25 protein-coding genes and 4 tRNA genes are annotated in these 26,164 nt (G+C 58.8%); 8 read left to right on the top strand and 21 right to left on the bottom strand.

Going from position 1 to position 26,164, the window contains the following annotated elements; genetic code table 11:
* Positions 1 to 143 precede the first annotated feature (143 nt).
* The 13 genes from rpoB to HHL22_RS18970 all read right to left on the bottom strand — a co-directional run bounded on the left by rpoB (position 144) and on the right by HHL22_RS18970 (position 11,968).
* Entirely contained in the window at positions 144 to 4,010 is a 3,867-nt protein-coding gene (gene rpoB / locus HHL22_RS19030; protein WP_169533523.1) for a DNA-directed RNA polymerase subunit beta, read from the bottom strand.
* 418 nt (positions 4,011 to 4,428) lie between these two features.
* Positions 4,429 to 4,809, bottom strand: a complete 381-nt coding sequence (rplL, locus tag HHL22_RS19025; protein ID WP_169532978.1) for a 50S ribosomal protein L7/L12 — start codon at positions 4,807 to 4,809, stop codon at positions 4,429 to 4,431.
* A 59-nt stretch (positions 4,810 to 4,868) separates the two neighbouring features.
* On the bottom strand, positions 4,869 to 5,423 hold the full coding sequence (gene rplJ / locus HHL22_RS19020) for a 50S ribosomal protein L10 (RefSeq protein ID WP_169532977.1): 555 nt from the start codon (positions 5,421 to 5,423) through the stop codon (positions 4,869 to 4,871).
* A gap of 15 nt (positions 5,424 to 5,438) precedes the next feature.
* The gene (gene rplA / locus HHL22_RS19015) at positions 5,439 to 6,137 is read right to left on the bottom strand and encodes a 50S ribosomal protein L1 (RefSeq protein WP_169532976.1); all 699 of its coding nucleotides are present in this window, start codon (positions 6,135 to 6,137) and stop codon (positions 5,439 to 5,441) included.
* Positions 6,138 to 6,157: 20 nt separating this feature from the next.
* Entirely contained in the window at positions 6,158 to 6,601 is a 444-nt protein-coding gene (rplK, locus tag HHL22_RS19010) for a 50S ribosomal protein L11 (RefSeq protein WP_169532975.1), read from the bottom strand.
* A 114-nt stretch (positions 6,602 to 6,715) separates the two neighbouring features.
* On the bottom strand, positions 6,716 to 7,273 hold the full coding sequence (gene nusG, locus HHL22_RS19005; protein WP_169532974.1) for a transcription termination/antitermination protein NusG: 558 nt from the start codon (positions 7,271 to 7,273) through the stop codon (positions 6,716 to 6,718).
* Between the two features lie 12 nt (positions 7,274 to 7,285).
* Positions 7,286 to 7,483: a preprotein translocase subunit SecE gene (gene secE, locus HHL22_RS19000; protein WP_169532973.1), complete on the bottom strand. Its 198-nt coding sequence runs from the start codon at positions 7,481 to 7,483 to the stop codon at positions 7,286 to 7,288.
* Positions 7,484 to 7,536: 53 nt separating this feature from the next.
* Positions 7,537 to 7,610, bottom strand: a tRNA-Trp gene (locus HHL22_RS18995).
* 137 nt (positions 7,611 to 7,747) lie between these two features.
* The gene (gene tuf / locus HHL22_RS18990; protein WP_169532972.1) at positions 7,748 to 8,938 is read right to left on the bottom strand and encodes an elongation factor Tu; all 1,191 of its coding nucleotides are present in this window, start codon (positions 8,936 to 8,938) and stop codon (positions 7,748 to 7,750) included.
* Between the two features lie 162 nt (positions 8,939 to 9,100).
* Positions 9,101 to 9,172: transfer RNA gene (locus tag HHL22_RS18985), tRNA-Thr, on the bottom strand.
* Between the two features lie 41 nt (positions 9,173 to 9,213).
* Positions 9,214 to 9,286, bottom strand: a tRNA-Gly gene (locus tag HHL22_RS18980).
* Between the two features lie 20 nt (positions 9,287 to 9,306).
* Positions 9,307 to 9,386, bottom strand: a tRNA-Tyr gene (locus tag HHL22_RS18975).
* A 131-nt stretch (positions 9,387 to 9,517) separates the two neighbouring features.
* Positions 9,518 to 11,968, bottom strand: coding sequence for a M1 family metallopeptidase (locus HHL22_RS18970; protein WP_317172701.1), 2,451 nt, complete (start codon positions 11,966 to 11,968; stop codon positions 9,518 to 9,520).
* A gap of 221 nt (positions 11,969 to 12,189) precedes the next feature.
* Between HHL22_RS18970 and HHL22_RS18965 the strand changes: the two genes are divergently transcribed.
* The 3 genes from HHL22_RS18965 (at position 12,190) to frr (ending at position 14,220) form a co-directional block, all read left to right on the top strand.
* The gene (locus HHL22_RS18965; RefSeq protein WP_169532970.1) at positions 12,190 to 12,693 is read left to right on the top strand and encodes a biotin/lipoyl-containing protein; all 504 of its coding nucleotides are present in this window, start codon (positions 12,190 to 12,192) and stop codon (positions 12,691 to 12,693) included.
* A gap of 111 nt (positions 12,694 to 12,804) precedes the next feature.
* Complete coding sequence (gene pyrH / locus HHL22_RS18960; RefSeq protein ID WP_169532969.1) at positions 12,805 to 13,563, top strand: UMP kinase; 759 nt, start codon at positions 12,805 to 12,807, stop codon at positions 13,561 to 13,563.
* A gap of 93 nt (positions 13,564 to 13,656) precedes the next feature.
* Positions 13,657 to 14,220 (top strand): ribosome recycling factor, encoded by a 564-nt coding sequence (frr, locus tag HHL22_RS18955; RefSeq protein ID WP_169532968.1) that lies wholly within the window; start codon positions 13,657 to 13,659, stop codon positions 14,218 to 14,220.
* A 71-nt stretch (positions 14,221 to 14,291) separates the two neighbouring features.
* Here frr and nadD read toward each other — a convergent pair whose 3' ends face one another.
* The 7 genes from nadD to HHL22_RS18920 form a co-directional block, all read right to left on the bottom strand.
* Positions 14,292 to 14,906: a nicotinate (nicotinamide) nucleotide adenylyltransferase gene (gene nadD, locus HHL22_RS18950; protein WP_169532967.1), complete on the bottom strand. Its 615-nt coding sequence runs from the start codon at positions 14,904 to 14,906 to the stop codon at positions 14,292 to 14,294.
* Positions 14,903 to 15,493 carry a guanylate kinase gene (gmk, locus tag HHL22_RS18945; RefSeq protein WP_169532966.1) on the bottom strand — a complete coding sequence of 197 codons (591 nt, stop codon included), beginning with the start codon at positions 15,491 to 15,493 and terminating at the stop codon, positions 14,903 to 14,905. Before gmk ends, nadD begins: the two co-directional genes overlap by 4 nt.
* 12 nt (positions 15,494 to 15,505) lie before the next feature.
* Positions 15,506 to 15,805 carry a hypothetical protein gene (locus HHL22_RS18940; protein WP_169532965.1) on the bottom strand — a complete coding sequence of 100 codons (300 nt, stop codon included), beginning with the start codon at positions 15,803 to 15,805 and terminating at the stop codon, positions 15,506 to 15,508.
* 51 nt (positions 15,806 to 15,856) lie between these two features.
* Complete coding sequence (locus HHL22_RS18935; RefSeq protein WP_169532964.1) at positions 15,857 to 16,495, bottom strand: sigma-70 family RNA polymerase sigma factor; 639 nt, start codon at positions 16,493 to 16,495, stop codon at positions 15,857 to 15,859.
* A 181-nt stretch (positions 16,496 to 16,676) separates the two neighbouring features.
* The gene (locus HHL22_RS18930; RefSeq protein ID WP_169532963.1) at positions 16,677 to 17,750 is read right to left on the bottom strand and encodes a glycosyltransferase family 9 protein; all 1,074 of its coding nucleotides are present in this window, start codon (positions 17,748 to 17,750) and stop codon (positions 16,677 to 16,679) included.
* Positions 17,747 to 18,517 (bottom strand): glycosyltransferase family 2 protein, encoded by a 771-nt coding sequence (locus HHL22_RS18925; protein WP_169532962.1) that lies wholly within the window; start codon positions 18,515 to 18,517, stop codon positions 17,747 to 17,749. The genes HHL22_RS18930 and HHL22_RS18925 overlap by 4 nt, the downstream gene beginning before the upstream one ends.
* Positions 18,518 to 18,573: 56 nt before the next feature.
* Positions 18,574 to 19,878 carry a hemolysin family protein gene (locus HHL22_RS18920; RefSeq protein WP_169532961.1) on the bottom strand — a complete coding sequence of 435 codons (1,305 nt, stop codon included), beginning with the start codon at positions 19,876 to 19,878 and terminating at the stop codon, positions 18,574 to 18,576.
* Between the two features lie 150 nt (positions 19,879 to 20,028).
* Between HHL22_RS18920 and HHL22_RS18915 the strand changes: the two genes are divergently transcribed.
* The 3 genes from HHL22_RS18915 (at position 20,029) to HHL22_RS18905 (ending at position 22,591) form a co-directional block, all read left to right on the top strand.
* Positions 20,029 to 20,898, top strand: coding sequence for an SDR family oxidoreductase (locus tag HHL22_RS18915; protein ID WP_169532960.1), 870 nt, complete (start codon positions 20,029 to 20,031; stop codon positions 20,896 to 20,898).
* Between the two features lie 71 nt (positions 20,899 to 20,969).
* On the top strand, positions 20,970 to 22,031 hold the full coding sequence (locus HHL22_RS18910; protein WP_169532959.1) for an LLM class flavin-dependent oxidoreductase: 1,062 nt from the start codon (positions 20,970 to 20,972) through the stop codon (positions 22,029 to 22,031).
* Positions 22,032 to 22,087: 56 nt separating this feature from the next.
* A complete protein-coding gene (locus HHL22_RS18905) occupies positions 22,088 to 22,591 on the top strand; it encodes a hypothetical protein (RefSeq protein WP_169532958.1) in 504 nt (167 codons plus the stop codon).
* Between the two features lie 72 nt (positions 22,592 to 22,663).
* Here the strand turns inward: HHL22_RS18905 and ahcY are convergent, their stop codons facing one another.
* A complete protein-coding gene (gene ahcY / locus HHL22_RS18900) occupies positions 22,664 to 23,983 on the bottom strand; it encodes an adenosylhomocysteinase (RefSeq protein WP_169532957.1) in 1,320 nt (439 codons plus the stop codon).
* 114 nt (positions 23,984 to 24,097) lie between these two features.
* Between ahcY and HHL22_RS18895 the strand changes: the two genes are divergently transcribed.
* Positions 24,098 to 24,700 (top strand): hypothetical protein, encoded by a 603-nt coding sequence (locus HHL22_RS18895; protein WP_169532956.1) that lies wholly within the window; start codon positions 24,098 to 24,100, stop codon positions 24,698 to 24,700.
* A 137-nt stretch (positions 24,701 to 24,837) separates the two neighbouring features.
* Entirely contained in the window at positions 24,838 to 26,046 is a 1,209-nt protein-coding gene (locus tag HHL22_RS18890) for a class I SAM-dependent methyltransferase (protein ID WP_169532955.1), read from the top strand.
* Positions 26,047 to 26,164 lie beyond the last annotated feature (118 nt).

The raw sequence follows: 26,164 nt of genomic DNA, 5'->3' as shown, positions 1-26,164 counted from the left end.
CCGATTCCTGTGGCTACCCTGACCTGTCTCGGGGTGGCTGTTTCGTATCGGTCGCCCGTTAACTACTTTTTATAACTAGCATCCTGCGCCGCTAGCAAGTTTACCGGAGTTGGCCCCCTAGGCGGCCAACTCCGGTACCTTACTTAATCGAGCGAAATCTCCAGCGCCAAGCCACGGAGTTCGTGGATAAGCACGTTGAACGACTCGGGGATATTAGGCTTCGGCAGCACGTCGCCTTTCACGATGGCTTCGTACGCCTTGGCGCGACCTACCACGTCGTCCGACTTCACGGTCAGGATTTCTTGCAGCACGTTGGAAGCACCGAAGGCCTCCAGCGCCCACACTTCCATCTCGCCGAAGCGCTGGCCACCAAACTGCGCCTTACCACCCAGCGGCTGCTGCGTGATGAGCGAGTACGGCCCGATGGAACGAGCGTGCATCTTATCATCCACCAAGTGGCCGAGCTTGAGCATGTAAATCACGCCCACGGTCACCGGCTGGTCGAAGCGGTCGCCGCTCAAGCCATCGTGCAGGTAAGCCCGGCCCCAATCGGGCAGGCCAGCGGCCGTCAGCTCCTTGGCTACCTCGTCCTCGGTCGCGCCGTCAAAAATCGGCGTGGCGTAGGTGCGGCCTAGTTTGAGGCCGGCCCAGCCGAGTACGGTTTCGTAAATCTGACCGATGTTCATGCGGCTCGGCACACCCAGCGGGTTCAGCACGATGTCCATCGGCGTACCGTCGGGCAGGAAGGGCATGTCCTCATCGCGCACGATGCGGGCAACTACCCCTTTGTTACCGTGGCGACCGGCCATCTTGTCACCTACCTTCAGCTTGCGCTTCTTGGCGATGTACACCTTGGCCAGCTGCACGATGCCGGCGGGCAGCTCGTCGCCTACCTCCAGCGTGAAGCGGTCGCGCTTGAAGCGGGCCGTGATGGTGTTGCGGCGCTTCGCGTAGTTCTTGATGAGCTGTTGCAGCATCTCGTTCACGCGGTTGTCGGCGGTCCAGTGGTCGAGCTGCAGGTCCTTGAAGAGGTTTACCTCTTCCGGCACGGCGTAGTTGCTCTCATCGCGGTAGGCGTTCTTGTCTGGGAACAGCGCTTCGCTGATGTTCTTCCGGCCAAACTTCACGCCCTTCGCCAGCACGTCGTCCCCGAAGCGGTGCTTGATACCCTGCGAGGTCTTGCCTTCCAGCAACGCCACCAGCTTATCAATCATAATGGCCTTCACGCCGCGCAGCTCGCGGGCGTAGCCTTCCTTCAGGTCCTCCACCTCTTTCTTCGACTTGGCGCGAAGGTTCTTGTCCTTCTTGGGTCGCGAGAAGAGCTTGGTGCCGATAACCACGCCGTTCAAAGAGGGCGGCGCCTTAAGCGAGGCATCCTTCACATCGCCGGCCTTGTCGCCGAAGATGGCGCGGAGCAGCTTCTCCTCTGGGGTCGGGTCGGTTTCGCCCTTGGGCGTAATCTTACCGATAAGGATGTCGCCTTCGCGTACCTCCGCGCCCAGGCGGATGATGCCGTTGTCGTCGAGGTTGCGCACGGCTTCCTCGCTCACGTTCGGAATCTCCGAGGTCAACTCCTCTTCGCCGCGCTTGGTCTCGCGCACTTCCAACTCAAACTCCTCGATGTGAATCGAAGTGAAGATGTCATCGCGCACCACGCGCTCCGAGATAACGATGGCATCCTCGAAGTTGTAGCCTTGCCACGGCATGAAGGCCACCTGCATGTTGCGTCCCAGGGCCAGTTCGCCTTTGTTCGTACCGTAGCCCTCGCAAAGCACCTGGCCCTTGGTCACACGCTCGCCGTTTTTCACCAGCGGCGTGAGGTTGAGGCAGGTATCCTGGTTGGTGCGGCGGAACTTGATGAGGCTGTACGTCTTGCGGTCGGCATCGAAGCTCACGGCCAGCTCGTCGTCGTTCAGGTCGTACTTGATGATGATACGGTTGGCATCCACCGAGTCCACCACGCCATCGCCCTCGGCGATGATGAGCGCGCGCGAGTCGATAGCCGTGCGGCCTTCCAGGCCCGTGCCCACAATCGGGGCCTGCGGGCGCAACAGGGGCACTGCCTGGCGCTGCATGTTCGAGCCCATCAGCGCACGGTTGGCGTCGTCGTGCTCCAGGAATGGAATCAGCGAAGCGGCTACCGATACAATCTGGTTCGGGGCTACGTCCATGTAGGAGTATTCCTCCGGGCCTACCACCGGGAAGTCGCCTTCGAAGCGGCCTTTCACCAGCTCCTGCGTCAGCTTGCCCTCGTTGCTGAGCAGCGAGTTAGCCTGAGCGATGTGGTGGGTATCCTCTTCCTCGGCAGTCAGGAACTTCACGTTCTCGGTCATGTCCACAGTGCCGGCGCTTACTGTGCGGTAAGGCGTCTCGATGAAGCCCATCGAGTTCACGCGGGCGTGCACGCACAGCGACGAAATCAGACCAATGTTTGGGCCTTCCGGCGTTTCAATGGTGCAGAGGCGGCCGTAGTGCGTGTAGTGCACGTCGCGCACCTCGAAGCCCGCACGCTCGCGGCTCAGACCTCCCGGCCCCAGCGCCGATACGCGACGCTTGTGCGTCACCTCAGCCAGCGGGTTGGTTTGGTCCATGAACTGCGACAGCTGGTTGGTGCCGAAGAACGAGTTAATCACGCTCGACAGGGTACGAGCGTTAATCAGGTCCACCGGCTTGAAGTCCTCGTTGTCACGCACGTTCATGCGCTCCTTGATGGTACGCGCCATGCGGGCCAGACCTACGCCGAACTGGGCGTAGAGCTGCTCCCCTACCGTGCGCACGCGGCGGTTGCTCAAGTGGTCAATGTCGTCGACAATGGCCTTCGAGTTAATCAGGCCAATCAGGTACTTCACGATGAGCACAATGTCCTCATTGGTTAGTACGCGGGCCTCCTGGTCCATGCCGATACCCAGCTTCTTATTAATCCGGTAGCGGCCCACTTCCCCGAGGTCGTAGCGCTTGTCCGAGAAGAACAGCTTCTGGATGATGTCGCGGGCCGTCTCCTCGTCAGGGGCTTCCGTGTTACGGAGCTGACGGTAAATCTGCTCCACGGCTTCCTTCTCCGAGTTGGAGTTGTCCTTCTGCAGGGTGTTGTAGATAATCGCGAAGTCCGCGATGTTCACATTCTCCTTGTGCAGAATCACCGACTTAGCGCCGGCATCCACGATGGTATCGATGTCGCTTTCCTCGATAACCGAGTCACGCTCCAGCAATACTTCGTTACGGTCGATAGAAACTACCTCGCCGGTGTCCTCGTCCACGAAGTCTTCCGTCCAAGTGCGGAGCACACGAGCCGCCAGCTTGCGGCCTACAGCCTTCTTGAGGGTTTTCTTATCTGCCTTCAACTCCTCGCTTAGGCCAAACAAGTCCAGGATGTCCTTGTCGGTGCCATAGCCAATGGCGCGCAGCAGCGTCGTCACCGGAAACTTCTTTTTCCGGTCGATGTACGCGTACATCACGTTGTTCACGTCCGTGGCAAACTCAATCCACGAACCCTTGAACGGAATGATGCGGGCCGAATACAGCTTCGTGCCGTTGGTGTGCTTGCTCTGGGCAAAGAACACGCCCGGCGAGCGGTGCAGCTGCGATACGATAACGCGCTCGGCCCCGTTAATAACAAACGAGCCTTTCTCCGTCATATACGGAATATTGCCCAAGAAAACTTCCTGCTCAATCGTCTGGAAGTCCTCGTTATCCTTGTCATTACAAATGAGTTGCAGCTTCGCTTTCAGCGGCACGGCGTAAGTCAGGCCGCGGTCGATGCACTCATCCACCGTGTATTTCGGCGGGTCAACGTGATAATCAATAAAGTTCAGCACGAAGTTTTCGCGCGAGTCCGAAATCGGGAAGTTCTCGGCAAACACCTTAAACAGACCCTCGTTCGTGCGGCTCGCGGCGGCCGTTTCGAGCTGAAAGAACTCCTGGAACGACTGCACTTGCACGTCCAAAAAGTCCGGATACTCAATAACTTTCTTAATCTTGGCGAAATTGATTCGCTCACTGGCCCCAGTCAGGTGTTTGACTTCGGCGGCCTCAGTTGCTTGCGGTGTAGCCAATTGGAAAGGTTTTAAAAATGTACACGTAAGCTACTCTAGTTACGCGAGTTAGCACTCTAGCTGCGTTGGGTTCGGAAGTTTGCTTTCACACCTGCACCTACGGTAAAAGCCTTCAGACAAACTCAACAGTTACTAGCGCAGGAAAGGACCTTACCACGTTGATTGTCAAATGAGTCCGAAACTCTAACGACTTCTAACGTGATAAGGTCCTTCATTGCACTTCGCTCCATTAAGCAATAGAGAAGAAAACTGCTAGCGTAAGACAACCAAGAGCCAAAGCTTTTAGTTGCAATCCTTTGCTTATCCCCCGAAACAGGAAAAGACCTGGCGTACTGCCAGGCCTAATCCGTTAGCGGGAGCAAGCCCGTAGGCGAACCTACTTAACTTCTACTTCAGCGCCAGCCTCTTCGAGCTGCTTTTTCAGGCCTTCGGCCTCGTCTTTAGTTACGCCCTCTTTCAGGGGCTTAGGAGCACCGTCAACCAGTTCTTTAGCCTCTTTCAGGCCCAGACCGGTCAGGTCTTTCACCAGCTTCACTACCTGCAGCTTAGCGCCGCCGGCCGACTTCAGGATTACGTCGAACGAAGTTTTCTCCTCGGGAGCCTCAGCAGCGGCAGCACCGCCACCACCGGCTACCATTACGGGAGCGGCAGCAGCCGGCTCAATGCCGTACTCATCTTTCAGGATGCCAGCTAGTTCGTTTACTTCTTTAACGGTGAGGCTAACAAGCTGCTCAGCGAAGGCTTTCAAATCGGCCATTTCTGTAGGGTATTTAGGGTTGAAAATTGAAATTGAAAGGTGAAAAAGGTGAGCAGCGGTTAGCCAGCAGCTTCTTCTTTTTCGGAAAGTGTTTTGAGGATGCCAGCCAGCTTACTACCACCACTCGACAGAGCAGAGATAACATTTTTGGCGGGCGATTGCAGCAGGCCGATAAGCTCACCGAGCAGTTCCTGCTTGCCTTTAATAGTAGTGAGGCCTTCGAGCTGGCTGGCACCGATGAAGATGCTAGCGTCGATATAGGCACCCTTTAGCGCGGGCTTGGGCTCTACGCCGCGCGGGTAGGCCTGCGACTTGTAGAAGTCCTTCAGCAGCTTGGCAGGTGCGTTACCGCTTTCCTTCGAAAACAGCACACCCGATTGGCCTTTCAGCGCCGTGTCCATTTCCGCAGTGTCGCTACCTAGTGTATCGAGAGCTTTGCGAATGAACGAGTTTTTGTAAACCTTGAATTCCATGCCGCGATTGAAGCAAAGGCGACGAAATTCGTTGATTTTCGCTACCGACATGCCTGAGGCGTCGGCTATATAGAATGCGTTGTGCGACTGAAACTTCTCGCTCAACTCATCCACGAGGGCTTGTTTTTCTTCCCGGTTCATGGTTGGTTGATTTAATTAGCTAGCGGAAGAAACGGTGCTGTCTACGGGTACACCCGGCGACATGGTGCTGCTGAGCGTGATGCTGCGGATGTAAGTACCTTTCGACGACGATGGCTTCAAACGGCCTAGGGTCTGGATGACCTCTAACGCGTTCTCAGCCAATTTGCTGGGGTCAAACGATACTTTGCCAACCGAGCAGTGGATAATGCCAGTTTTATCAACTTTAAAGTCGATTTTACCGGCTTTCACTTCCTGCACAGCCTTTGCTACGTCCGTAGTCACAGTACCCGATTTTGGGTTAGGCATCAGGCCACGTGGACCTAGTACCCGGCCTAGACGGCCCACCTTTGCCATTACTGAGGGCATCGTGATAATCACGTCTACATCAGTCCAGCCCTTCTCGATTTTCGAGATATAGTCGTCGAGACCCACAAAATCGGCGCCGGCGGCGGTGGCTTCAGCCTCTTTATCAGGCGTTACCAGAGCCAGCACCCGCACAGTTTTGCCGGTACCGTGGGGCAGCGTAGCTACGCCACGCACCATTTGGTCGGCTTTACGGGGGTCTACACCGAGGCGTACGTCAATATCAACCGAAGCATCAAATTTGGTGAAGGTGATATCCTTCACTACTTGCGCGGCTTCGAGCAGGCTACGCACCTGTGTTAAGTCATGTTTGGCAAGGGCTTCCTTGCGCTTTTTGCTGATTGCTGCCATTGTGTATGTCCTCCGGTTAGTTATTCAGCAAAAGGCGAGTCGCCCTTCACGGTGATACCCATGCTGCGAGCCGTGCCGGCTACTTGCTTCATGGCCGACTCTACCTTAAAGGCGTTGAGGTCGGGCATTTTGGTTTCGGCAATCGTGCGCACTTGGTCCCAGGTTACCGAACCTACCTTGTTGCGGTTCGGCTCTTTCGAGCCGCCCTGCAGCTTAGCGGCATCCATAAGGAGCACCGGCACCGGCGGGGTCTTGATGACGAAGTCAAACGACTTGTCGGTGTACATGGTAATCAGGACAGGGCAAACTTGGCCGGCTTTATCTTGGGTGCGAGCGTTGAATTGCTTGCAAAATTCCATGATGTTTAAGCCTTTACTACCAAGCGCAGGTCCAATTGGCGGGGCAGGATTCGCCGCGCCTCCCTTTACCTGAAGTTTCAGGTAACCTCTAATTTCTTTGGCCATTTGGTTTGTAAAGCTGTGGCTCAAGCGACGTAACTCGCTCGCACCTCAGTAAAAAATACCCCTAGTGGAAGCCCCGCCCGGCCGGAGTGGATGCCGAGTGACGTGTATTGTTAGTTACTCTTTTTCTACTTGAGTATAGCTTAGTTCTACTGGCTGCGCGCGGCCAAAAATCTTCACGATAACGTTAAGCTTTTTGCGCTCCTCGAATACCTCATTCACGTTGCCGCTAAAGCCATTGAAGGGGCCATCTATGACTTTAACCAGTTCGCCCACAGTAAAGGGAGTTTCGAGTTCAGCCGATTTCTCTTCTGCCTCATCTACCACCCCTAGGAGGCGATTCACCTCATTCAGCGATAGTGGAACTGGCTTAGCATTGGTTGTTTTGGTTTCCTTATCCCCTAGAAAGCCAATTACGCCCGGCGTAGAGGTGATAATATTTTGCACCTCGCCGTGCGTCAAATCCGAATGGATAATAATGTAGCCGGGGTATAGATTACGTTCGCGCACGCGCTTTTTACCATTGCGCATCTCGAATACCTTTTCAACCGGAATCAGCACTTGCGGCAGCAACTCTTGCAAGTTGTGCCGGCCAATTTCGGTTTCCATGTACGTCTTTGCCTTCTTCTCCTGGCCGCTCACCGAGCGCACCACGTACCATTTTAGCTCAGCCATTGTTTTACTAGCCTAGCGGGCAAACGAAGTGTAGAAAGCTTGCAGAATGGAGTTAAAGCTCACGTCCATCAATCCTACCACTGCGGCGAAAACCAAAGAACCCAAGAGCACCAAACCAGCACTCTTTTGCAGCTCAGTAGTCGAGGGCCACGTTACGTTGTAACGCATTTCCTCGATAGTATCGCGGAAATAGTTGTTCAGCTTAGCCATGTCGCAATCAAGCCGTTGAGGGCGTAAAAAAGAGCCGCCAGCGGCGGCCCAAGTGGCACGAGTGGAGAGATTCGAACTCCCATCAAAGGTTTTGGAGACCTCTATTCTACCCTTGAACTACACTCGTGTAAACAGGTCCCTATTGCCACTATTTGCCAAAGGGAGTGCAAAGGTATGAAAAAGCTGCTTAACTAGCAAGCCTTTTTATACAAAAGGCGCCCCCGATTACTCAGGGGCGCCTTTTATTAGTAATCTAAGCTATACTTAGTCGAGGATTTCGGTTACTTGACCGGCACCTACCGTACGGCCGCCTTCGCGGATAGCGAAACGCAGGCCTTTCTCCATTGCCACCTTGTTGATAAGCTCAACCGTGATGGTGATGTTGTCGCCGGGCATTACCATTTCAACGCCCTCGGGCAGCGAGATGATACCGGTAACGTCGGTGGTACGCAGATAGAACTGCGGACGGTAGTTGTTGAAGAACGGAGTGTGACGACCGCCTTCCTCTTTCGAGAGTACGTACACCTCAGCCTTAAACTTCTGGTGAGGCTTCACCGAGCCGGGCTTGCAGATAACCATGCCGCGACGGATGGCTTCTTTCTCAATACCGCGGAGCAGCAGACCTACGTTGTCACCAGCTTCGCCACGGTCCAGGATTTTGCGGAACATCTCCACACCCGTTACCGTCGACTTCAGACCTTCGGCAGCGCCCATCCCGAGAATGTCCACTTGCTCGCCCGAGTTGATGATACCGCGCTCGATACGACCGGTAGCCACGGTGCCGCGGCCGGTAATCGAGAACACGTCTTCCACCGGCATCAGGAAGGGCAGGTCAGTCAGACGAGCAGGAATCGGAATGAACGAGTCAACCGCGTCCATCAGCTCGTTGATTTTGGGAACCCAGTTGGCATCGCCGTTCAGGCCGCCTAGGGCCGAGCCCTGGATAACGGGGATATTATCGCCGTCGAAGTTGTAGAACGACAGCAGTTCGCGGATTTCCATTTCTACCAGCTCGAGCAGCTCGGGGTCATCCACCATGTCCACCTTGTTCATGAACACCACCAGCTGAGGAACACCTACCTGACGGGCAAGCAGGATGTGCTCACGGGTCTGGGGCATCGGGCCGTCGGTAGCAGCTACTACAAGGATAGCACCGTCCATCTGGGCAGCACCGGTTACCATGTTCTTCACGTAGTCAGCGTGACCGGGGCAGTCAACGTGGGCGTAGTGACGGTTAGCGGTGGCGTACTCTACGTGCGCGGTGTTAATAGTGATACCACGCTCTTTTTCCTCGGGAGCATTGTCAATCGAGGAGAAGTCGCGCTTTTCGGCCAGGCCCTGGTTAGCCAGAACCGTGGTGATAGCCGCGGTCAGGGTCGTCTTGCCGTGGTCAACGTGGCCGATGGTGCCGATGTTTACGTGCGGCTTGGACCGGTCGAAATTCTCTTTAGCCATTGTAAAGAAGTAAAAAAAGGGGAATTAACTGGGAAAAACAGGAGGCCTATATGGCAAGAAAGCGAAACCCAGCTGGGCCTATTGCAGGCTTATACTGTGTATCGCTTCTCCTACCGACCCGGCCCTAACCCACCCTAGGGGTGGGTAGTTCCGTAACTGTTGAGCCATTTATGGGATTTGAACCCATGACCTCTTCCTTACCAAGGAAGTGCTCTACCACTGAGCTAAAACGGCTTATGCTAAACTTATATGCCAGCTGTGGACTAGCATCCGAGAGCGGGAGACGAGGTTCGAACCCGCGACCTGCAGCTTGGAAGGCTGCCGCTCTACCAACTGAGCTACTCCCGCAGATGGCCTCAAAAAATACGTGGGGGTAACAGGACTCGAACCTATGAACCCGAAGGAGGTGAGTTACAGTCACCCGCAATTGCCGCTATGCGATACCCCCGTTTTTTATTTCAAAACCGGCCGTTTGCTGGATTTGAGACGCAAAAGTACGGCTTTTTCGGAAAGGCACCAACAATTGGCCAGAAATTTTTTACTGCCACGTATCTGAACAACCTTTAGCAGCCGCAGTTCCTACATTAAGTTGTAAAAAGCTTTAAGGCGTTCGTCCGTCTCTTTGGTTTTGATATCCAGTAGCTTGGATTTTAGGTCAGGTTGACTAGGCATCAGGTTCAGCAGCCCGCGGTAGGCCCCTAGGCGCACAATGTACTGCGGGTGGCGCCGGGCCATATCCTCCAGTATCTGGAGGCCGCGCTCGCGCTCGATGACGGGCATTTGCACCATGAACGTACCGAAAGCGGGTAGGTAGGCGTAAAGGTCGTTATCGGTGAGGTCGGGCAGGCGGCGCAGGTACCAGGTATACTGGTCGATGGTGCCACGCTGGGCGTAGTAGCTGGCCAACGCCACTACCAAACCGGTATTAGGAGTGGTTTCGAGGGCCGCGAGCTGGGAGCGCACGGTGGCCGGGGTAGGCATCTTCGCCAAGGCTTCTACTGCGGCGGCTTCCACCAGGTAAGAGCTGTCGCGCAGAGCAGCCTGGTAGGTAGTAAGAAAGTTCTCGTTGGAGAAGCTGGCCAACGTAATAAGCGCCTGGGCCCGCACGGCACTGCTAGGGTCGGTGGTGGCAAGGCGCTGAATCTCGGAGCGGACCGTATTAGCCGTGGGGCCGTGGTAGCCGCGCAAGTGGTCGAGGGCAGCGCGCCGAATAGCAAAGAACTTGTCTTGCAGTGCGTTGCGCATCAGTCCGCTTACAGCGAAGTCCGTTGTTTTATTCTGCAGCTCATCCAACACCTCATACTTTTGCAGGTAACCCTTGGCGTGGTAAAATTGAAACAGCAGCTCTTCTTGCGTGCGCTGCTCATCCAGTTGGGCTAGCAGCTGGCCCTCGCTGTCGAACTTAACCAATGGGGGCGTTTCGGCGGCCGGAAAGGCAAATGTTTGGTCGGCTTTGGTGATGAGAATACGGTGGTCGAGCGGCTTTTCCTTTTGCCAGACGGTGACCGTGGTGGGCAACCGATATACCGGTTGGAACAGGGTATCCTGCACTTGCTGCACGCGCAGCAACACCTGGCCGTTGGCATAGGTGTGCGTCACTTTCAATTCGGGATGGCCGCGCTGCATGAACCATTGGTCGAAAAACCACCCTAGGTCTTCGCCAGTGGTTTCTTCGAAGGCCACGCGTAAACGGCTGATATCGACGGCGCTAAACTTATTCTGCGTCAGGTATCGGTTGAGGCTGGCGAAAAAGGCATCGTCGCCTACCTGCTGGCGCAGCATATGCAACACCCGGCCGCCCTTCTCATACGAGTGGCGGTCGAACATGTCCTCGCGGTTTTCATAGTGCGGGCGAATGAGCGGCACGCGCTTGGCCTCGGCTTCTTCGAGGTAGTGGGCGAGGTCTTGCTGCTGCACCAGGGCGGCCTGGTCGGGGCCATATTCGTGCTCGGCCCACAAGTACTGCGCATAGTTGGCGAAGCTCTCGTTAAGGGGCAGGTTGCTCCAGGCTTCGCACGTCACGAGGTCGCCAAACCAGTGGTGAAACAGCTCGTGGGCGATAACTGACTCAGAAGTTTCGTAAGGCATGTCGAGCAACTCGCGGCGAGTGCCCTGGATGGCCGCGCCGTGCACCGTGGCGGTGGTATTCTCCATGGCACCGCTCACGTAGTCGCGCACGGCAATTTGGGCGTACTTCTCCCACGGAAAATCCACGCCGAGCTTTTTGGAAAAAAATTCCATCATCTCGGGCGTGTGGCCGAAGATGGCTTTGGCCGTGCCAGCGTACCTAGGCTCCACGTAGTAGTCTACCGCCTTGCCGCGCCAGGTATCGGGCACTACCGCGAAGTCGCCCACTGCCAGCATCGTGAGATAGGGCGCCGCCGAAAGCCCTTGCCGCCAGGTATCGGTGCGGGTGCCGTCGGCGTTTTTGCGCGAACTCACCAACAAGCCATTCGAAAGTGTTTTAAACTTATCCTCCACCGTGAGCGCTATTTCCTGCGTCATGCGCTGGTTGGGATGGTCGATGGTAGGAAACCAGCAGGAATTGCTTTGCGTCTCGCCCTGGGTCCAGATTTGGCGAGGCTTAGTAGGCTCTTTCCCTAGGGGGTTGATGAAGTATAAACCCTTATCAGAGGTGATGGCCGCACTGCCTCCCGCGGGTAGCTCATTGGGCTTGGCCACGTAGCCAATACGCACTTGGTAATTTTGGCCACGTGGGTAGGCGCGGTCGAGCGCTATGGTAAGCTGGCGGCCGTCGTAGGTATACGGCAGGGTTTTGGGCGACGCAGACCCTAGGAGCTGCACGCTCTTAATATCGAAGCCCTTGGCATTGAGCACTAAGGCGCGCTGCGGGTAAAAATGCGCGTGCACCGTGAGCGTGGCTGTGCCTAGCAGATACTGGTGGGCATAGTCGAAGCGCACGTCGAGCTTGGTATCTACTAGGTCGGTGAGTTGGGGGGCGGCGGGCTGGTAGGGGGCATCGGGCGGCAGCCAGGCAGGCACGGTAATAACGGGAGCCGGCGGAGGCACGGGAATTTTAGTGGCCGACGTCCGCTTGGAGGTTGCGGAGGCTGAGCTTTTGCGAGCTTGCCCAACTGCCGAAAAATCAGCCAGTAATACTAAACCAATAATAACTAGGACGGAAATACGCATAACAGAACGCCAGCCGGAGAAACGCTGGGGTATTCTGGGCGAATTTAAGATTGCGCGTACCTTTAACCCCATTTCGGCCGGTAGGGCCGCCTCCTCCTATGCTCACCATTAGCACTGGCCTGGCCCACGGCTGGGAAGTTGATTTTCGGGGCCCTGCGGCCGTTACCCTTAACGGCCAACCTTTTGACTGGCAGCTAGCTGAACTGGCCCCTGGCCGCTACCAGGTGCTGCACGGTGGGCGCGCGTACACGGTCGAGGTGCTAGCCGCCGACTACGCCACCAAGACGTTCAGCCTGAAAATCAACGGCCAGCGCCTTGACCTGCGTGCCCAGGACCAGCTTGATAAGCTGCTGGACCGCCTAGGCCTCAGCAACGCCGCTGCCGCTAAAGTAAACGAGCTGAAGGCACCCATGCCCGGCCTCATTGTAGAGGTGCGCGTGCAGCCCGGCCAAGTGGTGCAGAAGGGCGACCCGCTGCTGGTGCTGGAAGCTATGAAGATGGAAAATATTTTGAAAGCGCCCGCCGGCGGCCTTATTGGCAGCATAAAAGTGAGCGCGCGCGACAACGTGACCAAGGGCCAGGTGCTGGTAGCGTTTTCATAAGCTGCCCGCCGGCCACTACCCGTTTGCCGCTCTCCTGGCGCCCCTAGGCTGCCACGCGTATAACGCGGCATTTATTTCCACCCAAGCTAGTAGCTAACCGCTACCTACACAGTGCAGTACAACCGAATTCTTTTGAAGCTAAGCGGCGAGGCCCTGATGGGCGAGCAGCAATACGGCATCGATGCCAACCGCCTGATGCAATACGCCACCGAAGTAAAGTCCGTCGCCGATTTGGGCGTGCAGGTGGCCGTGGTGATTGGTGGGGGCAATATTTTTCGGGGCGTGCAGGCCGAGCAGGTAGGCCTCGACCGCGTGCAGGGCGACTACATGGGCATGCTGGCCACGGTCATCAACTCGATGGCCCTACAGAGCGCGCTGGAAAAGCTGGGCGCTTCGACGCGGCTGCTGTCGGGCTTCAGCATTCAGCAGGTGTGCGAGCCCTACGTGCGCCGCCGGGCCCTACGGCACTTAGAAAAGGGCCGGGTGGTCATTTTTGGCGCTGGCATTGGTTCGCCGTACTTCACCACCGATTCGGCGGCCTCGCTGCGGGCCGTGGAAATTGAGGCCGATGTGGTACTAAAAGGCACCCGCGTGGACGGCATCTACACCGCCGACCCCGAAAAGGACCCTACCGCCACGCGCTACCCGCGCATCTCGTTTGACGACGTGATGGAGAAGAACCTGAAGGTGATGGACATGACGGCCTTCACACTGTGCAAGGAAAATAACCTGCCCATCATCGTTTTTGATATGAACACGCCCGGCAACCTAGAGCGCCTGATGGCCGGCGAAGACCTGGGCACGCTCGTGACGATGGATGGGCAGGCCTACAAACCCAGCGAGAAGCACGCCGCCCCACCCAAAGCCTAGGCCCTGCCGAGCGCTTGAGGCTTAGGAGTTAGAACCTACGCGCTGGCTATTCCCTTTACTCAAAAAACACCCGCTAATTTTCAACTAGTTAAGATGGACGAAGAAATTCAATTCTACCTCAGCGACGCCGAAGAATCGATGGGCAAGGCTGTGGCGCACGTAGGCGTCGAGATGGCGCGCATTCGGGCGGGCAAGGCCTCGCCGGCCATGCTCGATAGCTTGCGCGTTGACTACTACGGCACGCCCACTCCCCTGGCGCAGGTAGCCAACGTATCGGCTCCCGATGCCCGCTCGCTGCACATCAAGCCGTGGGAAAAGAACATGGTGGCTGAGATTGTGAAAGCCATCCGCAACAGCGACCTCGGGCTGAACCCCATGTCGGACGCCGACGGGGTGCGGCTCAATATTCCGCCCATGACGGAGGAGCGCCGCCGCGACCTGGTGAAGCAAGCCAAAAATGAGTCGGAGGCGGGCAAGGTGCGCGTGCGCAGTATTCGCAAAGACGTGAACGAGGCGCTGCGCAAGCTGCAGAAAGACGGTGCGCCCGAAGACGCCGTGAAGGATGCCGAAGCCAAAGTGCAGCGCTATACCGACGCGCACATTGCCGAGGTGGAAAAGCTGCTAACCAAGAAGGAGTCCGAGATTATGACCATCTGAGCCCCTAGGGGTAGGCCCAATCAAAAAGGCCCCGCGCAAGCTGCGCGGGGCCTTTTTGATTGGGCCTACCCCTAGGGAGTTTGCCGGTAATACCCACGGGTTAAAATCTCCTGCTCCACGGCGGCCGGCACCAGGTAGCGAATGCTTTGGCCCCGCCGCACGCTGGCCCGAATAAAGGTGGCCGAAATATCGAGGAGTGGGGCGGCCATGACTTGGGCGCGCGGAAAGGCGGTTAAATCGGGTAGCGGCGCGCCGGGCCTAGGGTATACGTAGAGGTCCAGCTCGGTGGTAAGGCGGTCGGCGGCGCGCCACCGGGGCAGGCCAGCCAGGTTGTCGCCGCCCATCAGTAGCACAAACTCGTGCGTGGGGTAGCGCTGGCGCAGCGCATCGAGCGTGGAAATGGTGTAGCTTGGGCGCGGTAGAGTTAGCTCAAGGTCTTCCGCCCGCAAGCGCGGGTTGCCAGCCACTGCCAAGCGCAGTAGGGCTAGGCGCTCGGTATCGGGCAGCAGCGGGTCGTCAACTTTAAAGGGACTTTGGGGCGAGACGACTAGCCACACAGCCGCTAAATCGGTGCGCGTGGCGAAGTACTCGGCCAAAATAAGGTGGCCCGTGTGCACGGGGTTGAACGAGCCGAAGAGCAGCCCGATGCGCGGGCTAGCGGCCACAGGCTGCTCTTCGGAACTCATACGGCCTCGGCGGTAACGTCGGCGGCTAGGAAAGCGCGCACGAGGGCTTCGGCTTCATCCACGGCCGTTTCGAGGTTGTCGTTGACAACTACGGCGTCGAATTTATCCTCGAAGGCTAACTCGAAAGTGGCTTTGTAGAGGCGTGACGAAATACTGGATTTGGAATCGGTAGCGCGGGCATCGAGGCGGGCGGCTAGCACTTCAATGGACGGGGGCTTCACGAAAATAGCGAGGGCCCGGTCTTTATAGAACTGCTTGATGCTCAAGCCTCCCTTCACATCTACATCAAGGATGGCGTGCTGACCGTTAGTCCAAATACGCTCGATTTCCGACTTTAGAGTGCCGTAGAAAGCTCCTTCGTAGACCTCCTCCCATTCCACAAACTCGTCGTGGCGGATTTTATCCTGGAATTCGCTTACTGAGATGAAGTAGTAATCTTTGCCATTTACCTCGGCCCGGCCACGCTTGTCGCGCGTGCAGGCCGAGATGGAAAAGCTTAACTCAGGAATGCGCGCCACGAGGCGGTGCACAATGGTAGTTTTGCCCGCGCCCGAAGGCGCCGTGAACACGATGATTTTGCCCTGCATAGGGCCGCAAAGCTACGCCAACTCGGCCTGAAGCCGCGCCATAATGGCGTGCGGCAAGCTCATGGGAGCCGAGCGGCGGCTCACTTTCTGGTTCAGAAAGCTGACAAAAGCCTGCTGGCGCTTGATATTATCGAAGCAGGGCGAGCAGTCTTCGCCGTAGTTGAGGAGATAGTCCTCGTCATCTTCCGTTAGGCTCCGCCCTTCGAGAAGTTGGTCTAGCACAATATTCACGCGGTCGCAGTCGGGGGCGCTAAGCGGAGGGGCAATTAGCGACGAGGCCGACGTATGGGTGGTAGTAGCGGTAGATTCCATGAGCGAGGTAAGGGAGCAGACGTGCGCCTGGGTCTTAAGGAGGTGAAAGTACTATTCCTGTTCGTCGTCGGTAACGGCCGAATTTACATCATCGTTCCCGTAACCCATCGAAGAGGCGTACTTCTCCAGCTTCTCTTTCAAGAAATTTCGTGCCCGGTGCAAGCGCGAGCGCACCGTACCAATCGGAATATCGAGCACCTTGGCCATTTCCTCGTAGGTAAATCCCTCGAGGTCGCACAAAATGATAACTGTGCGAAAATCAACCGGTAGCGAGTTCAGTGCGCTGGCTACCTCGTCGCCAATCAAGTCGCGCGTGGACTGCTGGCGCATGTCCGACGAAGAGGCACCGATATCGGCATCGCCTTCTACCTCATCGGGATTGTAATAGCCTTCAACTTCGCTGTAATCAACCTTGGCGGGTTGCTTGCTTTTCTTCCGAAAGTCGTTGATAAACGAGTTTTTCAGGATGCGAAATAGCCACGCTTTCGCATTAGTACCGGGTTCGAAGTACTCAAAGAAGCGGTAGGCCTTGAGGTAGGTTTCCTGCACGAGGTCGTTGGCATCGTCCTCGTCAAGCGTCAGGCGGTAGGCAAAATTGTAGAGCGGGTCGAGCACAGGCATCAACTCGGCCTGAAAGCGCCGGTCTTTTTCTTCCTTGCTCAACTTCACCCGTTCGGGAGAATCACTCATGGTAGGTGTTTTGACAGATAGTAAAGTCCGCAGAGAGCAAAAAGTTGAGCAGGGAGCGAACAAAAGTACGAGCTAGAGCAAGGGTCGGATTCAGTAATAATTCACCAAATCCTCATAAACCCACTACTAGCGCTAGGCAGCAGTTGCTGGCTAGCCTGGCAAGTACGTAGCTAGTGGCTCGTCAGGTTGCGTAGCCAATTACGGGCAAAGACTGCCAATTGCCCACGCAGGCTGCAACCTCGGCCACCCCAATGGCTTTGATACAAGAGCAGGCGGCGGGGGCGGCGCGGCAATCCTGGCAGTCGGGCCGGTCGAAAACCAGGTACCCGGCGTACTGCCCTAGGGGCCCCCAGCGGCCGGGGTGCATAGGCCGAATGGGTGGGTATAGCCCCAGCGCATGGCGCCCTAGGGCCGCTGCCAGGTGCAAGGGGCCAGTGCTGCCCGCCACAATTCCATCGGCCGCGGCCAGGAAAGCCAGGAACTCGGGTAAGGTTAGCTGCCCCGTCAGGTCGGCAGCTAAGTAATCGGCGTTTTGCCGCAACCAATCGGCCAGTTCTACGCCTTCGGCGGCGGTGCCGCTGATGAACACGCGGTGCCCGGCGGCGTGTAGGACGCGCGCCAGCTCGCCGAAGTGCCCTAGGCCCCACTCGCGGGCGCTGCCGCGGCTGCGCGGGTGCAGCACCACGTTGAGCTGACCAAGCCGCCGCGCAGCCAGCAACTGCTGCCAGCGGGGCGCCAGCGGCACGGCCGGCACTAGGCGCACCAGCTCGGCCACGGCAGGCAGGGGCAGCACGCTAGCTTGCCCTAGGGGGGCCAGCAGCTGCAAATTCAGTTGGGCCTCGTGCAGGGACGAGTAGCGGCGGCTGAGGGCTACCAGGCGGTTGCAAGTAAGCCAATGCCACCAGCGGTTGCGGGTGCCGATGCGCATGGGAATGCCCGCCCGGCGCGCCAGCCAGGCTAGCTGCCGGTGCGGAAAAACGTGGATAATGGCCGCTGCGCCGTAGGCTTTGAGCGTGGCGAGCTGCACAGCTGGCGGCTGGGCCAGCAACTCGTCGAGGTTCAGAAAATCGTCGAGCCAGGGGCAGGCGGCACCTACGGCGGCCGTGTAGGCGCGGCCCACCAGCACCACCCGGCAGCCAGGGTACAGCTGCTTGAGGCGGCCGGCCACGGGCAGCGTCAGCACTACGTCGCCTATGGCGTCGGGGCGCGATACCAGAAAGGTGGGCGGCGAACTAGGCGGCGGGGGCAGGCTCATGCGGGGGCGTCCTGGGTGCGGGTGCGGAGCTTGGCAAACTTAATAAACACCCCTAGGGCCGAAATAACGGCGATACTCAGCCCCGCGAAACCATCGAGAAAGCCCAGCCGCAGCACGTAGCCGTGGAAGAATTTCCACCACGGCTTCAGCACTAAGTGAAACAGGGTGACGCGCGTGCGGCCCTTCAGCGCCTGCTCCTGGGCGGTGATGCTGGTGAATTTATTGAGCTGCCGCACGTGCTGAGCCACGGAGACGTAGGAATAGTGCAGAGCATCGCCGGCGAGCTGGCCGGTGCTTTGGCCGGGCAATACCTCGTAGCGCTCGTGCAGCAGCAGGCCCTGCCAGCTACCCAGGCGGCGGTCGTAGAGGCGCAGCTTGCGGTCGGGGTACCAGCCGCCGTGGCGCACCCAGGCGCCGCAGTAGTTGGTGAGGCGGGCCAGCGAATAGGCGGCGTGCTGCCAGTCGGCCTTGGCCGCCGCGATGCTTTGGCGCAGCTCGTCGGTCAGCACCTCGTCGGCGTCGAGCTGCAGCACGTAGTCGAACCGGGCCTGGGCGGTGGCGAAGTTTTTTTGCTCAACGTAACTCGCGAAGACGTTTTGCACCACCCGCGCCCCTAGGCGGCGGGCCAGGGCCGCGGTATCATCGGTTGAGAAGGAATCTACCACCAGCACCTCGTCGGCCACGTCGCCGAGGGCCTGTAGGCAGCGGGCCAGGTTGGCTTCCTCATTGAAGGTGATGACGACGACGGAAAGCGATACGGCGGGCATGGAGCGCAAATATCCGGCGCCGGGGCCGGGTAGCCGCCATCCACCCCGCCCCTACCCTAGGCCGGCGCCGGGGCCTTAGTGTCTTTATCAGCCCTAGGGCGGAACAAGATGCGGTCGATGCGGCTGCGCTCTACGTCCACCGCTTCGAAGTAGTGGCCGTGCCAGGTGAAATGCTGGCCCACTTTGGGCACAGCGCCCACTTGCTGCAGCACGAAGCCCCCTAGGGTATGAAACACCTGCAAGGCGGCGCGCTCGTCGGCCGGCAGCTGGAAATAATCGGCGAAAGTGGTAAAAGGCAGTTGAGCATTCAGTAAGAAGGAACCGTCGTCGCGGCGCACGATGTCGGTGGAAGCGGGGCCGGCGTCGGGGTCGGTGACGAGGGTGCCCAGCAGGTCGTAGAGCGTGAGCAAACCCAGGACGCTGCCGAACTCATCCACCACGAGCGCGTGGTGGCGGTGCGACTGCTGAAACAGCTTGAGGGCGTGGTAGGCCTTGGTGGTGGCCGAGAGGTAGAGCGCCTCCTGGCTCAGCTCGCGCAGGCGGCCCAGCTGCTGGTCGAGGCTGTCGCTCAGCAGCTCTTCCGAGCGCACGGTGCCCAGCACCTGGTCGAGGCTGCCCTCGGCCACGGGGTACAGGGAAAGCTTGCGGCCGAGCACCACCTGGCGCAGGGTGGCGGGGTCGGCCGCGGCGTCGAGCCACACGATGTCGGGCCGGCTGGTCATGAGCTGGCTCACCTGCTGGTCGCCGAGGCGGAAGGCATTCTGCACAATATCCTGCTCGATGGCCTGAACCACGCCCGTCGAGGCGCCTTCCTGCACCAGGGCCTGAATTTCTTCTTCCGTCACTTGGCTTTGCCGTGGCTTGATATCCAAGAGCTTAAACAGCGCATTACTCGACGCATTCAGCAGCCAGATGGCGGGCGTAGCCAGCCGGGCCAGCCAGTGCATGGGGCCAGCTACCAGCTTGGCCACACCCTCGGGGTTGGCCAGGCCAATACGCTTGGGCAGCAGCTCGCCCACCACTACCGAGAGAAAAGTTATCAGCCCCACCACCAGCACGGTAGCAATGGTGCCGCTGTAGGGAACCAGGGCCGGCACGCGCCCCACCAGGCCCTGCACGCTTTGGGTGAGGCGGGCCTCGCCGAAGGCGCCCGTCAGGATGCCAACCAAGGTGATGCCAATTTGGATGGCCGCCAGAAACTGGCTGGGCGACTGCGCCAGCTGGAGCGCGGCGGCGGCTCGCTCATTGCCGGCAGTTGCTTCAGCCTCCAGCCGCGACTTGCGCGCCGATACCAGGGCGATTTCGGACAGCGAGAACACGCCGTTTAGAATAATCAACAGCAGAATAAAGAGTAGAGCCATAGCAATGAACGGCCCTAGGCCGGCAAAAGACGCGAAAGGAACGCGGCTAGCTTAACGGACTGGGCGCAAAAAAAGCTGCCCGGCTAGCTTTGCCGGCCGCCGGCGCTGGCCCCGGCGCGTATAACCCAGCTTTTACCAGTCCCTCCTTCTATGGCTAACCTGCAAGACCAACTCATCCTCGTTACCGGCGCTACCTCGGGCATCGGCAAAGTCACGGCCCGCGAGCTAGCCCGGCGCGGCGCGCACGTCATCATGCTGGCCCGCAATGCCGACAAGGCCGAGCAAACCCGCCAGCAGCTCATCGCCGAGACCGGCAACCAGCAGATTGATACCGTGCTGGCCGACCTCTCGAACCTGCAGCAAGTGCGCGACGTGGCCGCCCAACTGCACGAGAAGTATCCGCGCCTCGATGTGCTTCTCAACAACGCGGGGCTCATGTTCGGGGCCGAGCGCGAACTGTCGGCCGATGGCTACGAAATGACGCTGGCCACCAACCACTTAGGTCCGTTTTTACTAACTAGCCTGCTGTTTGATATGCTGCAGAAAAGCGAGGCCGCTCGCATCGTAAACGTAGCCTCCAACGCGTACAAATTTTCCAAGCCCACACTCGACGACATCCAGTCGGAGCGCGACTACAGCCCGGTGTGGGAGTATGGCACTACCAAGCTTTGGAACATCATGTTTACGCAGGAGTTGGCCAAGCGCCTGCGCGCCCACGGCATCGGCAATGTGGTAACCAACTGCCTGCACCCCGGCGCGGTAGCCACCAACTACGGCAAGCAAACCGGCGGCATTGTGGGGGCGCTGCTGGAACTGGGCCGCCCATTCATGATTTCGCCCGAGAAGGGCGCGCAAACCAGCATCTTCCTGGCTACCGATGCCAAGGCGGGCACTAGCAGCGGTGGCTTTTATGACAAGAGCAAGCCAGTGGCGGTGAAAAGCAAGTTCAACACCGCTGCTAACAACAAGCGCCTGTGGGAAATGAGCGAGCAGCTGACGAGCACAAACTTTCTGGACTAAATTGATGTTGGTACATCAATCCGTAAGTTTGTGCGCTTACCTTTGATGTACCAACCTCACTATTCAGAATTATGCAGCTAGGAATCAGTTCATTCGGCGAAGTAGCGCCGGCCCACGTAGCTGGCCAGGACTACGCCGCCGCGCAGCGTATGCAGGAGCTAGTGGCCCTAGGGCGCCGGGCCGACGAAGTGGGCCTCGACGTGCTGGCCATTGGCGAGCACCACCGGTCCGACTACGTAGTGTCGGCCCCCGAAGTGGTGCTGGCGGGCGTGGCAACAGTTACCAAACATATCCGCCTGGCCAGCGCCGTGACGGTGCTCAGCTCGGCCGACCCCGTGCGCACGTTCCAGAACTTCGCCACCCTGGATTTGCTCTCTAACGGCCGGGCCGAAATTATTGCCGGGCGCGGCTCCTTCATCGAGTCGTTTCCACTCTTTGGCTACGACCTGCAGGATTACGACGCACTATACGCCGAGAAACTGGAGCTACTACTGCAAATCAACGAGCAGGAAGTAGTCACTTGGAAGGGCAAGCATCGGCCGGCCATCGCGGGTAAGGGCGTGTACCCGCGCCCGGTGCAGCCCAAGCTGCCCATCTGGATTGGGGTGGGTGGCACGCCAGCCTCGGCCGTGCGGGCTGGCACGCTGGGCCTGGGCCTCACCATTGCCATCCTAGGGGGGGCGCCGGCGCAGTACGTGGCCTTTGCCGACCTCTACCGCCGCGCGGCTCAGCAGGCGGGCCACGATGCCGCCGCCCTGCCGCTGTGCCTCAACTGCCACTTCCATCTGGCCGAAACTGCCAAGCAAGCCACCGACGAGTTCTTCCCGGCCTACGCCACGGTGATGAACCGCATCGGCCGCGAGCGTGGCTGGTCGCCCATGTCGCGGGCGCACTTCGACCAGCTGTGCGGGCCGCAGGGGCCGCTGTTTGTGGGCACGCCCCAGCAGGTCACCGATAAGCTACTCTACGTCAGCAAACTGTTCAACAATACGCGCTTTATCGGCCAGCTGATGCTGGAAGGTATGCCGCACGAGGCGGTGCTGCACTCCACCGAGCTATTCGGCACCCAGGTGGCGCCGGCGGTGCGCGCGGCCCTCGGGGTGGAGGTGGCCAGCGCCGCCGTAGCCGGCTAATTGGCTCACTAGGCTGTAGCTTAGGTGCACCTTTTCCACCCAACCTCCTCACCCACATGGCGAACTTACTTTGGTCAGCCTTTAACGTGGTAGTGGCCCTAGGGCTGCTATACGCCACCGTGCAAGCAGCGAGGCTGCTGCGGCAGCGCTTCGGAATAACGCTAGCCATTTTTTTCAGCCTAGGCATGGTGCTACTGGCTTCTCGTGGCTCCAGCCCGCCCGCTATGCCTAACGCTAACCTCCTGGGAAGCCTACCGCCCGGTACTCCCTTGGGCAACGGCAGCGCTATCAATACTACCACTTTAGGCAGTGGAATGAAGCTGATGATGCTGGCCGAATACTTTGAAACGGCCGGAGTAGTGAAGCCGCGCGGCCTGTATGCCGCCATTCAGGGCGTAGTGATAGGGCACCGCTGGCGCCCGGTGCTGGGCACGGCCACCCAGGCGGGCCAGCAATTGCGCTACGTAGCGGTGCTCGAGCATAGCTGGCTGCTGCTGGGGGTACCCATTTTCAAGCAAACCCAGGAGTACACCGGGGCCATGCCGCTCGCTGCGCTGTAAACACGACTACAAGTACAAAAAAGCCCGGCCGCTTGCGCAACCGGGCTTTTTCTAGCTCCGTTACCCTAGGGCTTAGTAGCGGTAGAGGTCCGACTTGAAAGGGCCTTCGACGGGCACCTTGATGTAGTCGGCTTGCTTAGGCGTCAGCTCGTCCAGCTCCACACCAATCTTGGCGAGGTGCAGGCGGGCTACTTTCTCGTCGAGATGCTTGGGCAGGGTGTACACTTGGTTTTCGTACTGCTCCGAATTCTTCCACAGCTCCAGCTGGGCCAACGTCTGGTTGGTGAACGAGTTCGACATCACGAACGAGGGGTGACCGGTGGCGCAGCCCAGGTTTACCAAGCGACCTTCGGCCAGGATGATAACCTCTTTGCCGTCAATGTTGTACAAGTCTACCTGCGGCTTCACCGTGTCTTTTGTGTGGCCGTAGTTCTTGTTCAGCCAGGCCATGTCGATTTCATCGTCGAAGTGGCCGATGTTGCACACAATGGCCTTGTCTTTGAGGGCGCGGAAATGCTCCTCGCGGATGATGTCGCAGTTGCCGGTGGTGGTAATCACGATGTCAGCACGCGGAATGGCATTCTCCATCTTCTTCACCTCGTAGCTGTCCATGGCCGCTTGCAGCGCGCAAATGGGGTCAATCTCGGTGACGATGACGCGGGCGCCGGCGCCGCGCAGGCTGGCGGCAGTACCTTTTCCTACGTCGCCGTAACCGGCTACCACGGCCACTTTACCGGCCATCATGATGTCGGTAGCGCGGCGAATAGCGTCTACGGCCGACTCTTTACAACCGTATTTGTTATCAAACTTCGACTTGGTAACCGAGTCGTTGATGTTAAAAGCCGGCATGGGCAGGGTGCCTAGCTTCACGCGCTCGATGAGGCGCAGCACGCCGGTGGTCGTCTCTTCCGAGATGCCGCGAATGCCGCTGGCTAGCTCGGGGAAGTCGTTGAGCACCATGTTGGTGAGGTCGCCGCCGTCGTCCAAAATCATGTTCAGCGGCTGGCGCTCTTCGCCAAAGAACAGCGTCTGCTCGATGCACCAGTTAAACTCTTCCTCGTTCATACCCTTCCAAGCATACACCGGGATGCCGGCGGCGGCGATGGCCGCGGCGGCGTGGTCCTGGGTCGAGAAGATGTTGCACGACGACCACGTCACCTCCGCCCCTAGGGCAATAAGGGTTTCGATGAGCACGGCCGTTTGAATGGTCATGTGCAGGCAGCCGGCAATGCGGGCGCCCTTCAGGGGCTGGCTCGGGCCGTACTCGGCGCGCAGGGCCATCAGGCCGGGCATCTCAGCCTCGGCCAGGCGAATTTCCTTGCGGCCCCACTCAGCCAGGCTGAGGTCTTTCACTTTATAGGGCACGTAGGTAGTGGCAGGGGTTTGCACCATAAATCAGGTTGGTTAAAAAGCTTTTGGAAGTAACCACAAAGATACGAGTTGGTTAAGGGAGCAGCCGCAGCCAAGCGCGCTGTATCTTTGTAAGTGACGAGCTTATTTATTCTTATGAAATCTTATTCAATGCGTTGGCTAGCTATTGGTTGCTTTGCCGCTCTAACTGCCACCTCCCCACTGCGCGCCGCCGCCCAGGCTGCCCCCGCCACTATCCGGCTGCAGCCCGAAGATTTAGAGCGCGGCCAATACGGCCCTCAGCATAATTTCTTTTTTTTGCCGCCCGGCAAAACCGGCGAGGAGAGCTACCAAAGCGCTGGCTTTTTCGGCCAGAAGCTACGCCCCTACCTCAACAACAACCAGGAAGCCCTCGCTTCGCTGAACGCCTACAAGCGCCAAAAAAGCCTCTACCTGGCCGACCGCGCGTTGCTGGTAGGCTCGGTGCTGGGCTACGGCGCGCAGGTATACAACGGTGGCAACGCGCAGTATGCCAGCCCCGGCCAAATCGTAGCGGGCGGCCTGCTCGTCACTAGCTTGGTGGCCACGCTCTTCATCAATCGCCACACCAACGAGTACCTCCAGCAGGCGGTGGACAGCTACAATAGCGACCTGCCCACCACGCGGCACGGCGGCCTGCGCCCATTGCGCCCAGCTACCTACGGGCTGGCAGCCACGCCGCAAGGGCGGCCGGTGCTGGCCCTAGGGTGGACTTTGTAGTGACTAATGATGAGTGATTAGTGAGTAATAATCAGCAAGTAATAACCATTCAATTAGCTGATTATTACTCACTAATCGCTCATCATTAGTCACTGCTGCTGCACCAGTTTGCGGGTTTTTGCGTTAGTTAGGGCATAATGGAGTTTCCCTTACCCGAGGCGGCGCGGCGCTACGTGGCCGCCCACCTCAACGATGACCCGGCGCATCTGGCACTGCAGGCGCGCCGCCACCCCCACTTGCCGGTGCCCGACTTGGTGCGCCAGATTCAGGCCCGCCAAAAGGCTCGCACCAAGTTGCCCGCCTGGGCCGACAACCCGGAACTGATTTTTCCACCCACGCTCTCGGTCGAGCAGGCTTCCTCCGAGCGCACGGCCGCCTTCAAGGCGAGTCTGGTAGCCGGCGCCACCCGCCTGGCCGACCTAACCGGTGGGTTTGGGGCCGATGCGGTACACTTCGCGGCGGTGGTAGCGCAGGTCGACTACGTGGAGCGCGATGCCCGCTTGGCGCAGGTAGTAGCCTATAATTTCCAGCAGCTAGGCATCGACAATGTCACCATTCAAGCCGCCGATGCCGTGGCCTTTTTACGCCAGCAAACCGAGCCCTTCGATTGGCTGTACCTCGACCCGGCCCGGCGCGACCAGCGCGGCGGCAAAATAGTGCGGCTGGCCGACTGCGAGCCCGATGTGCCGCGCATCTTACCGCTGCTGCTGCGCCACGCCCCGCGCATCCTGCTCAAAACCTCGCCCATGCTTGACATCGAGCTGGCCATTCAGGAGCTGCAGCACGTGCGCCGCCTATGGGTGCTGGCCGTGGATAATGAGGTAAAGGAGGTGCTTTATGAGCTGGGTCTGGAGCCCGCCGTCGACCCCGAGCGCTATGCCCTAAACCTACGCCGCGACGGCAGCCAGCAGGAGTTTCGCCTCAACCGCGCCCGCGAGGCGAGGGCCGTGGCTCGCTACGCCGAGCCGCAGCAGTACCTCTACGAGCCCAACGCGGCCATTCTCAAAGCCGGCGCTTTCAAAAGTATCGGCACGGCCTTCGAGCTACTCAAATTGCATCAGCACAGTCATTTATACACTAGCAGCGAACTGCGAGCAGATTTTCCGGGCCGCATTTTTCGGGTGCTAGCGGTGGAGAAAGCCGACGGCCCGGCCCTGAAAAGCCACCTAGGGCCCGAGGGCCGCGCCCACGTCACGACGCGCAACTTCCCCGAGTCGGTAGCTGACTTTCGGCGGCGCACGGGCATCCGCGAAGGGGGCGACACGTATCTTTTTGCTACTACCGACTTGCGCGGCCGCCTGCTGGTGCTGGTATGCGAGAAAGTGGCGCCGAGTAGCCTAGGGTAGCGTTTGGTAGCCGGTGGCACCCTAGGCGGCCGGCCTTACTCGCTAACCACTAACCCCGTACTCACTACTTTTGCACTTCCGCCCGCCCCCGGCCTTTGGCCCGGCGGGCGGCTTTTGT

Origin of the sequence: Hymenobacter polaris (assembly GCF_012927305.1) — a bacterium.
Lineage (GTDB): Bacteria > Bacteroidota > Bacteroidia > Cytophagales > Hymenobacteraceae > Hymenobacter > Hymenobacter polaris.
Note: the sequence above shows the minus strand (reverse complement) of the source record. Positions and strands in the feature narration are given on the sequence as shown.